Genomic DNA, 14,492 nt, shown 5'->3' with positions numbered 1-14,492 from the left:
CATTGTAAAGGAAAAGGGCGGGAATTCCCGCCCTTTCACCGCTGTTCAATGAAATTCGCGGTAACTACAGGGGAACTACCACAACGTGACGAGCAGAGCCCTCTCCCTCGGACACCGTCTCAACGCGATCGTCATCGCGAAGAGCGATGTGAATGATACGGCGTTCATAGGGAGTCATCGGACGCAAGCCCACTTTACGATGCTGGCCAACTGCTCGGTTGGCAGAGGAGTGGGCAATCGATTCCAGCTTCTGGCGCTGACGATTCTTGTATCCCTCGACATCAACCACAACCGGATAGCGGAACCCAATGGTGCGGATGGTAATCATGGACACGATGAACTGCAGAGCATCAAGAGTCTTGCCGTGACGCCCAATCAGGACAGCCATATCGTCACCACTGATATCGAGGATGAGCTCTCCCTCATCACCCTCGTACTCGTCGATGGTTACATCGCCCACATTGAAGTACTGGAGGATATCCTGCAATGCAGCGATGGCCGTATCGGCAATGTTGTCCAGCATCTCATCGGTAACCACCAGCTCATTAGAGTCGGACGGAGTATCGGCAGCCGCCTCATCCGAAACGTCGGGAGCATCGCTCTCCGACATCGTAGCCTCCACAGCTTCGACGAATTCCTCGGTCATCAGGAGCTCCTTTTCTCTTCGCAGGGTTCCGCAACGAACTCTTCTATTCCGCGGACAAATAAAGAGAGTGTTTCACGTGAAACACTCTCTTAAGACAACGATTCTTAGCGCTTCTTCTTAGGACGCTTTTTCTTTTCCTTGCGCACCACATCAACTTCGACGGGCTTGACCACAAGGGCTTCTTCCTCTTCGCGCTTCTTGTCCTGCGCTCGGCAACGGGCAAGGGTCAGCTGATTCTGTGCGATACCAATCACAGAACTGGCTCCCCAGAACAGAAGCACACCGGCAGGAGACCCCCACGAAATCCAGAGCATCATAATCGACATGATGCCGCCCATCATAAGCGTCTGGTTCTTCTGCTGGGTGTTCTCAGTCTTCAACTGCTGAAGCACCATGGGAAGAAACGTCGCACCGGCAAACACTACCATTAGAATCAAGTAAGGGAAAAAGGTGCCGAAACCCTCGGCGAAAGCCCCCGAGGGGGTCTGCACGAGATTGGGGACCAGATTGTAAAACGAATAGCTGTCGTCACCGATACGATCCCCCATCTCGCGCAGTACCTGGAATAGGGCAATAAAGATGGGCATCTGCAGCAGCATCGGAAGACATCCAGCGAGCGGATTAAACTTCATCTCCGCGTAAATCTTCTGCATCTCCTGGGATTGGCGCGTGGGATCATCGGGGAACCGCTCCTTGAGCGCCTGAATTTTCGGCTGGACCTTCTGCATGGCGTAGTTCGACTTCGCCTGCTTGTGCATCAGGGGAGCTACGATGATACGGAAGATAATCGTAACGATGATGATAGCCAGGCCCCAGTCGTGGCAGAAGTCAAAGAAGAACTGGATAACATCGAAGATCCAGTCCTTAAATATATCCCACATACGCAACCCTTCTCAAGTCGGCCGCGGTAGCCTCATGGCACGGGATCGTATCCATGAGGGCCGCCCGGACGGCATTTCAGTATCCGTTTCGCCGTGAGGACAAACCCCTTGCGAAACCCATAGCGCCTAAAGGCGGTGAGCCCGTATTCAGAGCAGGTGGGAACGAAGCGGCAGGCAGGAGGCAGGAGTGGCGAGATGGCCATGCGATAGAACATAATGATCCCAATGGCCACGAGGGCCGGCATGCGCTTAATGAAGACAGCGATCCGCCTCATCATTGCCCCTTTCCCATGGCGAGCCAAGGTACGCCGCTGCGCCAGTGCAAGCCCTGAGCACGTCCCCATAGGAGGCTCGGCAGAGCGATGCGCGGGCGAGGAACACCACATCCTTGTCCGGCCACGGCCCTCCCAAATCTCGACAGAGAGCCCTCAGTCGCCGCTTAGCCCGGTTGCGCCAAACGGCGTTCCCCAGCTTCTTCCCAGCAATAAAAGCAACACGACCAGGGAGGTCGTGTTGCACGTCTTCAGCTCGGGTTGACATCGGGGAATGCTCCCCGACGATCAGCGTGAGATAGGGAGTTTTCAGACGCCGACCGGTTGAGAAGAGCTGGGAGATTTCAGTGCTGGACTTGATGGTATCCACGCCTGGGCACTCCTAGACGGTGAGACGCTTGCGCCCCTTAGCACGACGGGAAGCGAGAACAGCGCGGCCGCCCTTGGTGGACATGCGGGCACGGAAGCCGTGGCACTTGGCGCGCTTGCGTTTGTTCGGTTGATAGGTGCGTTTCATTGTTTTCTTTCCCTTTCATGGTTCAAAGAATAGCTTTCCGATTATATACCACAGAGAGAGGCTGTCAACGGGGAACTCTTAGGAAAACGCGAAGACTGTCGGTGGGATTGCCCTGCCTCGCGGAGAGACGGGGTTTTGGCGAGGGAGGAATCGAGCAGGGCTACAGGATTGCTTTTGTGAGAATGCAGGTTGTCTCGAAGGAACCTTCAGATGCAACGACAGTCCGCTGAGAGCGATCTGCGGCAAAATGACGGGTGAGGCAATAGGACGATTCAGCAATCCGCCCCGGTTCTTCTATATTCTTTCCCTTCGTCATTACAATAAACCTGGTGGATTAGTCGAGAACCCTAGATAATCCCTGATCACAGCCATGAAATTCCCACGGGAAACTGGTTCATTTCCTGTAGGGGAAATTGGCCCTATACTGCTCTCCCGGGCCTCTTAACGTCGGCGCTTGTGGAAAAAGGAGGGGTTATACCCGCGATATCCCCTGCAATCCCCCAGTTTTGCACTTAGGATTCCCGAATGATCTTCATGAGTCTCTCCACGTCGCTTTGAACCTCCATGTTGTCCTCGAGCATCGCCTCAACGGTTCGGGTGGAGTGAATAACGGTCGAGTGGTCCCGGTTGAACTTCTTCCCGATATCTCCCTGGGGCATGTCAAGCATCTGACGGCAGAGGTACACGGCGATATGACGGGGATGCACGATGGTGCGGCTGCGAGCCGGGCCGACGAGATCGCTATGGCTTACCTTGTAATATTCCTCCACCGCCCGCTGGATGTCCTCAACGGTGACAGTGCGCGACAGTCCACCGGAGAAGTGGTTCTCCAGGAGGGACCGTACTTCCTCCACGGTGACGTCACCACGTTCGCCCATGGAAGTCTGATAAAAGGCCACCTTGGTAATGGCGCTCTTCAGCTCACGAATGTTCGACCCCGAGATCTCAGCAATATAGAGCTGCACGTCGTTGGAAAGGGCCAAATGCCCAAATCCCTCACTGCGACAGAGCTCGTCGGTAAAGGACTTGACAATACCAAGCTTGGTCTCGATGTCGGGCGGCTGGATGTCGACGGGGGAGCCGGCAGCGAAGCGAGATTGGTAGCGCTCGTCGAGGCCGATGCTCTTGGGGGCGCGATCGGCTGACAGCACTACCTGGCTACCGCGGCTCGTAAGGGTGTTAAGCAGTTGGAACACGATATCGAGGGTACGCTCTTTGCCTTGGAACTTCTGGACGTCGTCGATGAACAGCACGTCGGCTTCCTCGTAGAAGGTTTTGAAGTTCTTGAAACTGCTCTTTTCCCGATCATGGGCGGCACTGGCTTCGGCGTACTCGTTGGTGATGCTGTCGGCATCCACAAAGACGGTGCGGAGGTGCGGGTAGGTTTCCCCGATGTAGTTCTGGATGGCCCGCATGAGATGGGTCTTTCCCAGGCCGCTCTTGCCATAGATGAACAAGGGGTTGAGGGCGCTCCGGCCCGGCTGTTCGGCCACCTGCACGGCCATTTGGTAGGCAAGACGATTCGACGAGCCGATGACGAAATTGCTGAATGTGTAGGCTGAGCAGGGATTTGAGGTTCCCACCGCTCCCGCCGGCGGCTGGGGTCGGTAATGGTCCTCGGCCCCAGCATCGGCGGTTGGGGCGGCGGGGTGTTCGGTTCCATGCACCCCGCCCGCGCCCGCTGCCGGGGTGCCATTTACGGGAGCACCGCCGCCAGCATCGCCCCAGGGCGGCATCGTCGGAGTTGCGGGGGCATTCGCTGTTGCGGCCGGATCGGAGGATGAGGGGTTTCCCAAAGCTCCCGGGTTCGCTGCGGGAGGGTTTCCGGGCCACGGCGCCGGGTAGGCGTTCGTGGGGGAGAGAGCTGCGGCCAGGGGATTTGCTGGAGTCCCGGCGCCCGCAGCCGGGGTCACCGCAGGGAAGGACGCTGGGGCCGTGGCCCCGGGCGATCCCGGCACGCTCATCGGGGCCGCCGCAGGGGCGGGGGCCCCCGAGGGGGAAGACCCCGCCGCGGCAGCGGCCTTGCGGGCCTCTTGCCCCGGATCAATGGCGATGGCCACGGTGAACGGAATGCCGCACAGGTCGAGTAGAGCCCGCTGGATGGGCTCTACATAGTGTTGCTCCACCCAAGACTTGATGAAGTCGTTGTCGGCGGTGAGCATAAGGAAGGAGTCGCTCATGGCTTGGGGCTCAAGTCGCGAGAAGAAGGCGGTGACCTGGGAAGCGTCCATGTCGGGGTAGCTCATGACCTGGGTGCAGATGGTGTGCCACTGTTGATTGAGTTTCTCGCTGTCCATAGTGCTTCCTTGCGGTCCTCTCGCGGGGTTGAGTGGGAAAAGGGCGGTTGTTCTAACTGGGGCGCTGAGGTCTTTTGGGGCTACAGGAGCCCGGGGATCACTTGGGCGCCGTAGGGGGTGAGGGTGTACTTTTGACCGTCTTTCGTCACGAGGCTCTTGTCGCGCAACTCGTTGAAGTTATTCGTTACGGTCGAGGGCTTTGCGCCAAGACGGCGACAGATATCGGCGTTGCCGAGGCTCCCTTCGACGGCGAGAAGGCGCAGCATCTCCTGCTGAATCTTATTAAGCCGCAGGGTGGAAGCCCCGGCTACGGGCGCCACGGCCGGGTAGGGCATGGCCTGGGCCAGGGGCGCGCCCACGGGGGCCGCGGCGTAAGTGCCGGGTAGGGGCTGGCCGGCCATGGCCCCGTAGGGGCTCGCGGCCGGTGCCGGGGCGGGGGCATAGCCGTAGCCATAGGGCTGCGCCGCCGCTGGTGCGGCTACGGCCGCGCCCGGCACTCCCGGGGCGACTCCGTAGGTTGGTGCCGTTGCGGCAGCGCCCTCCACGCCTCCCGGGTAGGGACTCGCTTGGGGCATGGCTCCGTAAGGATTGACCTCGATATAGTCGTCCTCCTCCTCATCGGCCCCCGCGAGGCTTATGGTGACGACGGCCCCGGTTCCCAGGTTGTCCTCGATGGTGATGGTGCCGTGGGACGATTCCAGGTACTCGCGCACGATGGGCAGCCCCGACCCAACGCCGCGGATGTAGTTGCGCATGGGCTCAACCGCCGAGGAGAACCCGGGCATCTGAGCCTTTTCCTTGGAGGGGATGCCGGGCCCGTGGTCGGCGAACACAATAGTGTTGCCCTGATCGCGAATGGTGACGAGCACGCCCTTGAACTGGGCGTGGATAAAATTCTCGGACACTTCCCGGATAACCGTGTAGGGGATGGATCCGCCTGCGCCCCGTGCCTGCTCGTACACGCTGGAGGCGAGGGCCTCGATGTAGGCCCCGGTGGCCGCCGGTTGAATTTCGATGACCCGCGGCGCGCTGAGCAGGTCGTCGTAGAGCGCAATACGACCGACGGTTTCGACGAAGGTGTAGTCGAAGGGCTTCGCTTCAGGGGCGGTGTCCGGCTGGGCGGCGTGTGTCTCCATGGTGTTCGATCTCGTTCCGTGCGATTCGGCTTTTATTCAGTGGATTCGGAAGAAATTGGCTGCCATTGTACCTTGTTTTTGAAATGATGAGGCCAGACTGGAGGGGCTTTTTAGGACAACGGGTGGAAATCCACTTTGTGTTCAGTATTTGTTGAAAACTTCCAATTTCCTCACCTGCACTTTTCACCTAATTCAGAGTTATTAACGGAAAGTTCAGCAAAAGTGGAAAACAGTGAATTTTTGGGAACAAAATTCATTGGCCTTCAAAGATGGAAAAGTTGAAAACTTTCTTGACAGAGAGCCTCGATCGCTCTTATCGGCCCACTCTTTTCTTTGTGCGGGTGCGTTGACCTCGTTCAGCTAAAAGGGATGAGGGGTACTCCCATTACATGGCCTTTATAGGCTTTAATCTGACATAAAGCCAGTTCAAGTACATAATACTATGACTGTTTAGGTGGAGCTAAACGCCCTGTCGGTTTCCCTGTTGCTGCTTTTTTTTTGGGGTTTTCACCGCGGTGCAAAAGAGGTTTTCCACCAAGTTTGCTGGGGAAAAGACAGGTTTTCCACTTTATCCACCGCCGTTGCGCTCTGGAAAGTGCATAATCATCTCGCGGGGAAAGGTCGGGCGCCTGTGGTTCCGCCGAAGAAGCGCTCCGCTTTGCCCTTTTAGGGGAAGTCTGGCGTTATAATGCTCAAACCTTGCTTTTACATATCATCCGCCTGAGGGCGGTGAGCGACCCGTCAGTCGAGGAAAGGGTTTCCATTGAAGCTGAGCATTAATCGTACCGAACTCGCCAATGCGCTCTCCATCGTTCTGAAGGGCGTTTCCACCCGTTCCACCCTGCCGGTTCTATCGGGTATTCTCATTGAGGCCACGGGGGACAAGATCATCCTCCAAGCTACCGATCTGGAGCTGTCCATTCAATATTCCGTCGCCGCGCTCATTGAGGAAGAGGGCCGTGCCGTTGTTCCGGGCAAGCTGTTCTCAGAGATTGTGAAGAACCTGCCCGATGCGGCCGTTCACGTGGAAGCCACCGACGAGCAGGCTTTCATCACCTGCGATACCTCCTCTTTCTCCATTCGCGCTTTGAACGCCGAGGACTTCCCCGGCTTCCCCCGGGTTGAGACGCACCAGCGCATCGAGATTCCCTTCCAGCAGTTCTCCACCATGGTGAAGCGCGTGTCCCGCGTTGTGTCAAAGGATGAGAGCCGGGCCATTCTCACAGGCGTGCTCATCACTCTGGAGAACGGCGTGCTGCGCATGGTGGCCACCGACTCCTACCGCCTTGCCATTACCGACGCTCCTCTGGAGGAGACGGCGGCCGATGAGTTCCAAGCGGTCATTTCTGGCTCTTTCCTGTCGGAAATCGCCTCGCTGCCCAAGACCGAATCGCCAGTGTCGCTGGCCCTGGCCGACAACCAGATCGTGGTGACCTGCGAGGATACCGTGTTCATCAACCGTCGTATCGAGGGGAACTTCCCCAATTACAAGCAGCTGCTCCCCGACACCTACGCTACCCGCGCTACCCTAGAAGTGGACAAGCTCGTAGCCAGCGTGCGACGCGCCTCGTTGCTCGGCTCCAACGCCTCGCCGGTGCGCTTCGACCTGAACGCCGCTTCCCAGACTGCCCAGATTACCGCAGCATCTCAAGATGTGGGCAGCGCTCAAGAGATTCTCCCTTGCACAGTGGAAGGCGAGGATGTGGAAATCGCCTTCAACTACGCCTACGTGCTCGATGGCCTGGGGTCTATCGCCACGGATGAGGTGTACCTGGAGGTGCTCTCTTCGTTGAAGCCCGGTATTTTCCGTGCCCTGGAGCCTGAGAACTTCCTGTATCTCGTCATGCCCGTGCGCATTTCCTAGACCCGATGTTTCACGTGGAACGTTTTTGACGCTGCGCATCGAACAACTGGCCTTCCGTAATTTTCGGAGTTACGAATCAGCATTGTTGACGTCCCTCGGGGATTTGACTGTGCTCGTGGGGGAGAACGCCATGGGCAAGACTAACATCATAGAGGGCGTCCAATTGCTCACCGCCCTCACTTCCTTTCGTCATGCCACCATTGATCAGCTGATTCGTCATGGTTGTGAGGGAGCCCGCCTGCAGGCTCAGGTGAGTGATGGGAATCGCGAGCTTTCCCTCGATCTGGCTCTCGACGGCAAGGTGAGGAAATACCGCCTGAACGGAAAGGCGAAGCACCCGGCCGACTTGAAGGGCCTGGTGCCGTCGGTGATCTTCACGCCCGATGATCTTGATCTAGTGAAGGGCCCCACCGCCGGACGACGCACCGCTTTGGATACCCTGGGATCTCAAGTGAACAAGAACTATTATGTGGTGCGCCGCGATTACGAGAAGGTGATCCGCCATAAGAACCGCTTGCTCAAGGAAGAGGCGGCGCCGCCTCTTCTCGAGGCCATCAACGAGATGGTGGTGACTGCGGGTGCGCAGCTCGCCTGCTATCGCGCCGCCCTCTTTGCGCGGCTCCAGCCTTCCATTGCGGAAAAGTATCGTCAGATCTCTCGGGGTCGCGAGCGCTTAACGGCGTACTATACGCCCTCGTGGGCTCGTTCGGGAAAGGAGCCGATAACCCCGTATCCGGGGGCTTTTCCCTTGATGACCTTCACGCGCGACGAGGCACGGGAAGCTCTGGCGCGATCCCTCTATGAACGCGCCGCCGAAGAGCGTCGTCGGGGCCGATCCCTTGTGGGACCCCACGGTGACGCCATTGGGTTCTTCCTCGATGATCAAGATGCTTCTCTGTTCGGAAGTCAGGGCCAGCAGCGCTCCATCGTGCTCTCATACAAGCTCGCTGAGGCCGCGGTAGTGGAAGAGCTCTTGCAGCAGAAACCGGTGCTTCTTCTGGATGATGTGATGAGCGAGCTTGATGGTGCCCGCCGCGAAGCCCTGGTAGATGCCATGGAGGGAGGTTGCCAGACCTTTATCACCACGGCGAATCTCGCCTACTTCGACCAGGGTATGCTCAGTCGGGCTCAAGTTGTTGAGCTTCCCCTGTCGGTCTAGTGCTTCACTATGAATTCGGGGGCTCCTTAGTTTTTAGTTTGGCGCCCCGACCCCTGATCCTGCCCTGTTGTTTTGCCTGCACCTTTCCTGAGAAGTCCTGGCGCCCCTAGAACTTCGATTTTCGAAAATGTGATATTTTCCCCATAAAATTCCAAAAGTACCCCTGAGAGGCCGTTAAAACAGCCATTTTCAGACCTCGCAAAACCACAGGCCACTATCCCATGCTATAATCGACGCTCAGTCAGCGCTCGCATCGGGCGCATTTTCTATGTAGAGCGAAGGAGTGTCAGTGGCACAAAAACCAGATCATTACGACGGTTCTGACATTCAAGTCCTTGAAGGGCTTGAAGCCGTTCGCAAACGCCCCGGCATGTACATCGGCTCCACCGGCCCCCGCGGCCTGCATCACCTGGTTTACGAGGTGGTCGACAACGCCGTGGACGAGGCCCTGGCCGGTTACTGCGACACCATCGAGGTGTGGATCCATCCCGACAATTCCATCTCGGTCAACGACAACGGCCGCGGTATTCCCGTGGACAAGCATCCCAAGGAGAAAATCCCCACTGTTGAGGTGGTGCTCACCATCCTGCACGCCGGCGGCAAGTTCGGCGGCGAGGGCTACAAGGTGTCTGGCGGCCTGCACGGCGTGGGTGTGTCGGTCGTGAATGCCCTGTCCACCAAGGTGGAGGTGCAGGTGCGCCGCGACGGGAAGACCTATGAGATTGACTTCGACCACGGCAAGACCAACAACAAGCTGCACGAGGTGGGCCCGGCGAAGAATACCGGCACCAAGGTGACCTTCTGGCCCGACCCAGCCATCTTCACCGAGACCACGACCTATGACTACGACACCCTGGCGGCCCGTTTCCGCGAGATGTCGTTCCTCAACAAGGGTTTGAAGATCATCCTCCACGACGAGCGCGTGACCGATGCCGACGGCAACCCCCGCACCGAGGTCTTCCAGGCTCTCGGCGGCATTGTGGACTTCGTGAAGTTCATCAACGATGGCAAGGAGACCCTGAACAAGCCCATCTACTTCGAGGCCGAGAATGCCGACGGTACCGTGGAGGTGGCCCTGCAGTGGTCCAGCTCCTATTCCACCAACTCGGTCATGGCCTTCGCCAACAACATCAACACTCACGAGGGCGGTACGCACATGGACGGCTTCAAGCAGGCCATCACCCGTACCATCAACGACTACGCCCGCGCTAAGGGACTGCTGAAGGAGAAGGACAACAACCTCTCTGGCGAAGACGCCCGCGAGGGTCTGGCCGCCATCATCTCGGTGAAGCTCCATGATCCGCAGTTCGAGGGCCAGACCAAGACCAAGCTCGGCAACACCGAAATTCGCCCCCTGGTGCAGAACGCCGTGACCCAGGGCCTCGCCGAGTATTTGGAGGAGAATCCCACCCCGGCCAAGCGCATCATCGGCAAGGCCACCCAGGCCCTGAAGGCCCGCGAGGCTGCTCGCAAGGCCCGCGAGATGACCCGCCGCAAGAACGTGCTCGACTCGTTCAGCATGCCCGGCAAGCTGGCCGACTGCGCCAGCAAGGATGCCTCCCAGTCCGAAATCTTCATTGTAGAGGGCGACTCGGCAGGCGGCTCCGCGAAGCAGGCCCGCGACCGTAAGTTCCAGGCTATCCTGCCCCTGCGCGGCAAGATCCTGAACGTGGAGCGCGCCGGTCTGCATCGCTCGCTGTCTTCCGAGACCATCAGCTCCCTCATCACCGCTATCGGCACCAACATCGGCGAAGACTTCGACGCCGAGAAGGCCCGCTACCACCGCATCATCATCATGACCGATGCCGACGTGGACGGCGCGCACATCCGCTGCCTGCTGCTTACGTTCTTCTACCGCTATATGCCCGAGCTCATCAATCTCGGCTACATTTACATCGCCCAGCCGCCCATCTTTGGTCTGAAGAAGAAGAACTCCCGCAGCACCAAGGTGGAGCGCTATATCTACGACGAGAAGGCCCTGTCCGCCACGCTCGCCGAGTACGACGACCCGGGCAAGTTCGACGTGCAGCGCTATAAGGGCCTCGGCGAGATGGACCCGGAGCAGCTGTGGGAGACCACCATGGAGCCGGCCACCCGCACGCTTCTGCAGGTGAACATCGATGACGCCGTGGAAGCCGAGCGCGTGGTAAGCGAGCTCATGGGCGACCAGGTGGAGCCCCGCAAGGAGTTCATCCAGAAGCACGCCCGCGACGTCCGCTTCCTGGACATTTAAGGAGAACCTAAATGGCAGATTTTGAAGACGAGAACTTCGACGCCGATGAGCAGTCCGGGGTAGAGGCCGCCGAAGAGGACGCGCTGTACTTGGCTGAAGAGGTCGACACCGATGACGAGGGCGATGAGGATGCCGAGATCGCCTCGGCCTCTTCCACCTTGGACGAGGAGCACGCCGTTTCCGAGGAGGAGCGGGCCCGCTCTATGATGGTGGATATGCCCAACCCCCACGGCTCCATCATCGAGGGGGCCAACGGCGGCGAGGGCACCACGGTGCGCGCGGCGTTTCTCGGCAAGGAGATGCAGACCTCCTTCCTGGAATACTCCATGTCGGTTATCGTGTCCCGCGCCCTGCCCGACGTGCGTGACGGCCTGAAGCCGGTGCACCGCCGCATTCTGTACGCCATGAACGAATCGGGTTACACGCCGAGCAAGCCGCACATGAAATCGGCCCGTACCGTCGGCGACGTGATCGGCAAGTACCATCCCCATGGCGACAGCGCCGTGTACGACACCATGGTGCGCCTGGCCCAGCCCTTTAGCCTGCGCCTGCCGCTGATCGACGGTCACGGCAACTTCGGCTCCATCGACGGCGATAGTGCCGCCGCCATGCGTTACACCGAGGCCCGCCTGGACAAGCCGGCCATGGAGCTGCTGCGCGATTTGGACAAGGAAACCGTTGATTTCCAGCCCAACTACGACGAGAGCTTGCAAGAGCCCACGGTGCTGCCGGCCCGTTTCCCGAACCTGCTGGTCAACGGCTCCAACGGCATCGCCGTCGGTATGGCCACGAACATCCCGCCCCACAACCTGGGCGAGACCATCGATGCCACCTGCCTCATGATCGATAATCCGGAGTGCACCACCGAGGAGCTCATGGCCGTCATGCCCGGTCCCGACTTCCCCACCGGCGGCCTCATCATGGGCAAGAAGGGCATCCTGGATGCCTACGAGACTGGTCACGGCAACATGACCATCCGCGCCAAGTGCGAGATCGAGGAGAAGAAGAACGGCCGCTCCTCTATTGTGGTGAAGGAAATTCCCTATCAGGTGAACCGCAAGCGCCTGCTGGAGAAGCTCGGCGAGCTCGTGCGCGATAAGAAGCTGCCCGAGATCAGCAACATCCACGACGCGGCCGACCGCAAGGGCATCGATATCATCATCGATTTGAAGTCCAACGCCATTCCCCAGGTGGTGCTGAACAAGCTGTACAAGCACACCCAGCTGCAGGTGGGCTTCGGCGCCAACATGCTGGCCCTGGTGAACGGCACCCCGCGCGTGCTGTCGCTCAAGGAGATCCTCCACTACTACATTGAGCATCAGAAGGACGTCGTCACCCGCCGCACCCGCTACGAGCTGGCCAAGGCCGAGGAGCGCGAGCACATCCTCGAGGGCTACATCATCGCGCTGGATAACATCGACGAGGTCATCCAGATCATCCGCTCGTCCCAGACGGACAAGGAAGCCGCCGCGCGCCTGACCGAGCGCTTTGGGCTCTCCGAGAAGCAAACCAACGCCATCTTGGAGATGCGTCTGCGCCGCCTGACCGGCCTGGAGCGCGAGAAGATCGAGGAAGAGCTGGCCGAGCTGCGCGAGAAGATCGCCTACTACAAGCGCATCCTGTCCGACGAGAGCCTGCTGAAGCAGGTCATCAAGGACGAGCTGCTGGAGATCAAGAAGAAGTACGGCACCCCGCGCCGCACCCGCATCACCGGCGAGGCGAAGGATATTGAGGTGGAAGACCTCATCGCCGAGGAGAACATGGTCGTCACCATGACCAAGGCCGGCTACATCAAGCGCCTGCCCGTGAGCACCTACCGCCAGCAGAAGCGCGGCGGCAAGGGCATGCAGGGCGTGAACTTGAAGGATGCCGACTTTGTGGAGCACTTGTTTGTGGCCTCCACCCACTCCTACATGCTGTTCTTCTCCACCAAGGGCAAGGTGTATCGCCTGAAGGTGTACGAGATTCCCGAGGCCAGTCGCCATGCCCGCGGCACGGCCATTGTGAACCTGCTGCCTTTGGAGAAAGGCGAGTCTATCAGCGCCGTCATCGCCACGAAGGACTTCCCCGCCGAGGAGTTCCTCATGTTCGCCACGGCTCAGGGCAACGTGAAGAAGACCTCCATGGACCAGTACGACCGCACTCGCCGCGACGGGCTCATCGCCATCAACTTGAAGGACGATGACGAGCTCATCTCGGTGAAGCGTGTGGCTAAGGGCGAGAAGGTCATCATGGTGTCCTCCGCCGGCAAGGCCATCCTCTGGGATGAGTCCGAGGCCCGCGCCATGGGCCGCGGAACCATGGGCGTGCGCGGCATGAACGTGCCCGCCGATGCCCACGTACTCGGCATGGAAATTGCCCGCCCCGGCACCGACCTGTTCGTCATTACCGAGAAGGGCTATGGCAAGCGCACGAAGATCGAGGAATACCCCGAGCACCATCGCGGTGGCCAGGGCGTGTACACCATCACCATGACCCACAAGAAGGGCCTGCTCGCAGTCATGAAGATCGTCGGCGCCGATGACGAGATCATGATCGTGTCCGAGGAGGGCGTCATCGTGCGCACCCCGGTGAAGGGCATTTCCGAGCTTGGCCGTTCCACCCAGGGTGTGAAGGTGATGAACGTGGCCGACAAGGACAAGGTCTGCGCCGTGGCCATTTCCTCCACAGGCAAGAAGAAGGCCAAGAAGGCCGGCGAGGTGGACGAGAACCAGCTCGACCTGCTGGACGAGGAGAGCACCGACGGATCCTTGGCCATCGACGACATCGACGGCGACGAGGGAGACGGCGCTGCCGAGGTCGCGGTGGAAGAGATCGCCGAGGACGAAGAGTAACTGGGTCGATTGCCGTCGTTGTGTCGCGAGGGGGGCAGGCCTGCGGGGCTGCCCCCTCTCTTCTTTCAGGTGGCTACGGGCCCTCGATACCGAAGTCGTCAGGGGAGACATGGTCCAGGAAGGTCTTGAAGGCCGCTAGCTCCTCTTCCGGCCGTTCCTCTTTGAAGATAAACGGAAAAGAGGCAGCATCTAGCACGCGCTCCTCGATGTAGAGAGGGGCGTCTTGGCGCAGGGCTAGGGCAACGGCGTCGCTCGGCCGCGCATCGAGGGTAACGAGGCGGCCTCCCTGGCTCAAAATGAGGCGGGATCGGAATACCGGGCCCTTCACGCCGCAGATGACCACGGAATCGATGCGGGCATCAAGATTAGTGAGCGCGTCGAGGAAGAGATCATGAGTCATCGGTCGTTCGAGTTTCACCTGCTCCAAGGCCATGCCGATTTGCGCTGCCTCCGAGGGTCCGATCCATATGGGTACGATACGGGCCTTCCCCGCCGGCGCGTCTTCCACAGGTTGGAGCACGAGCACCGAAGGTTGCAGTGGGTTCGCCATGATGAGCGTGAGCACTTTCAAGGGAATCACGGCAGGCTCCTTTCAGAGAAAACGGCGCAATGGTATTGTCTCACGAGTGAGTTTTCCGGGGCTCAAGATAATT

At 59.3% G+C, this 14,492-nt stretch carries 12 protein-coding genes; 4 read left to right on the top strand and 8 right to left on the bottom strand.

The genetic code is table 11. The features are described from left to right. Positions 1-64 precede the first annotated feature (64 nt). The 7 genes from F8D48_RS07805 to F8D48_RS07775 all read right to left on the bottom strand — a co-directional run bounded on the left by F8D48_RS07805 (position 65) and on the right by F8D48_RS07775 (position 5,749). Entirely contained in the window at positions 65-646 is a 582-nt protein-coding gene (locus F8D48_RS07805) for a Jag family protein (protein ID WP_205717357.1), read from the bottom strand. Between the two features lie 104 nt (positions 647-750). Further along, positions 751-1,527, bottom strand: a complete 777-nt coding sequence (locus F8D48_RS07800) for a YidC/Oxa1 family membrane protein insertase (RefSeq protein WP_135970739.1) — start codon at positions 1,525-1,527, stop codon at positions 751-753. A 32-nt stretch (positions 1,528-1,559) separates the two neighbouring features. After that, positions 1,560-1,772: a membrane protein insertion efficiency factor YidD gene (yidD, locus tag F8D48_RS07795; RefSeq protein WP_321194137.1), complete on the bottom strand. Its 213-nt coding sequence runs from the start codon at positions 1,770-1,772 to the stop codon at positions 1,560-1,562. A gap of 4 nt (positions 1,773-1,776) precedes the next feature. Further along, a complete protein-coding gene (rnpA, locus tag F8D48_RS07790; RefSeq protein ID WP_151430982.1) occupies positions 1,777-2,169 on the bottom strand; it encodes a ribonuclease P protein component in 393 nt (130 codons plus the stop codon). 12 nt (positions 2,170-2,181) lie between these two features. Further along, complete coding sequence (gene rpmH, locus F8D48_RS07785) at positions 2,182-2,316, bottom strand: 50S ribosomal protein L34 (protein WP_016310113.1); 135 nt, start codon at positions 2,314-2,316, stop codon at positions 2,182-2,184. 512 nt (positions 2,317-2,828) lie between these two features. Then, a complete protein-coding gene (gene dnaA, locus F8D48_RS07780) occupies positions 2,829-4,613 on the bottom strand; it encodes a chromosomal replication initiator protein DnaA (RefSeq protein WP_151430980.1) in 1,785 nt (594 codons plus the stop codon). Positions 4,614-4,693: 80 nt separating this feature from the next. Continuing rightward, complete coding sequence (locus F8D48_RS07775; RefSeq protein WP_135970743.1) at positions 4,694-5,749, bottom strand: ATP-binding protein; 1,056 nt, start codon at positions 5,747-5,749, stop codon at positions 4,694-4,696. Between the two features lie 763 nt (positions 5,750-6,512). On the opposite strand from F8D48_RS07775, the gene dnaN reads away from it, so the two are divergent. From dnaN to gyrA, 4 genes are all read left to right on the top strand, one after another. After that, complete coding sequence (gene dnaN / locus F8D48_RS07770) at positions 6,513-7,613, top strand: DNA polymerase III subunit beta (protein WP_151430977.1); 1,101 nt, start codon at positions 6,513-6,515, stop codon at positions 7,611-7,613. Between the two features lie 25 nt (positions 7,614-7,638). Then, positions 7,639-8,772 (top strand): DNA replication/repair protein RecF, encoded by a 1,134-nt coding sequence (gene recF / locus F8D48_RS07765; RefSeq protein ID WP_151430975.1) that lies wholly within the window; start codon positions 7,639-7,641, stop codon positions 8,770-8,772. Between the two features lie 289 nt (positions 8,773-9,061). Next, entirely contained in the window at positions 9,062-11,005 is a 1,944-nt protein-coding gene (gene gyrB, locus F8D48_RS07760) for a DNA topoisomerase (ATP-hydrolyzing) subunit B (protein WP_151430973.1), read from the top strand. A 215-nt stretch (positions 11,006-11,220) separates the two neighbouring features. Beyond that, positions 11,221-13,839 (top strand): DNA gyrase subunit A, encoded by a 2,619-nt coding sequence (gene gyrA / locus F8D48_RS07755; RefSeq protein WP_201757675.1) that lies wholly within the window; start codon positions 11,221-11,223, stop codon positions 13,837-13,839. A 73-nt stretch (positions 13,840-13,912) separates the two neighbouring features. Here gyrA and F8D48_RS07750 read toward each other — a convergent pair whose 3' ends face one another. Beyond that, positions 13,913-14,419 (bottom strand): bifunctional nuclease family protein, encoded by a 507-nt coding sequence (locus F8D48_RS07750; protein WP_151430969.1) that lies wholly within the window; start codon positions 14,417-14,419, stop codon positions 13,913-13,915. Positions 14,420-14,492: the final 73 nt, after the last annotated feature.

Source organism: Adlercreutzia muris (assembly GCF_008831045.1).
Lineage (GTDB): Bacteria > Actinomycetota > Coriobacteriia > Coriobacteriales > Eggerthellaceae > Adlercreutzia > Adlercreutzia muris.
This window is presented reverse-complemented; position numbering and strand designations above follow the sequence as displayed.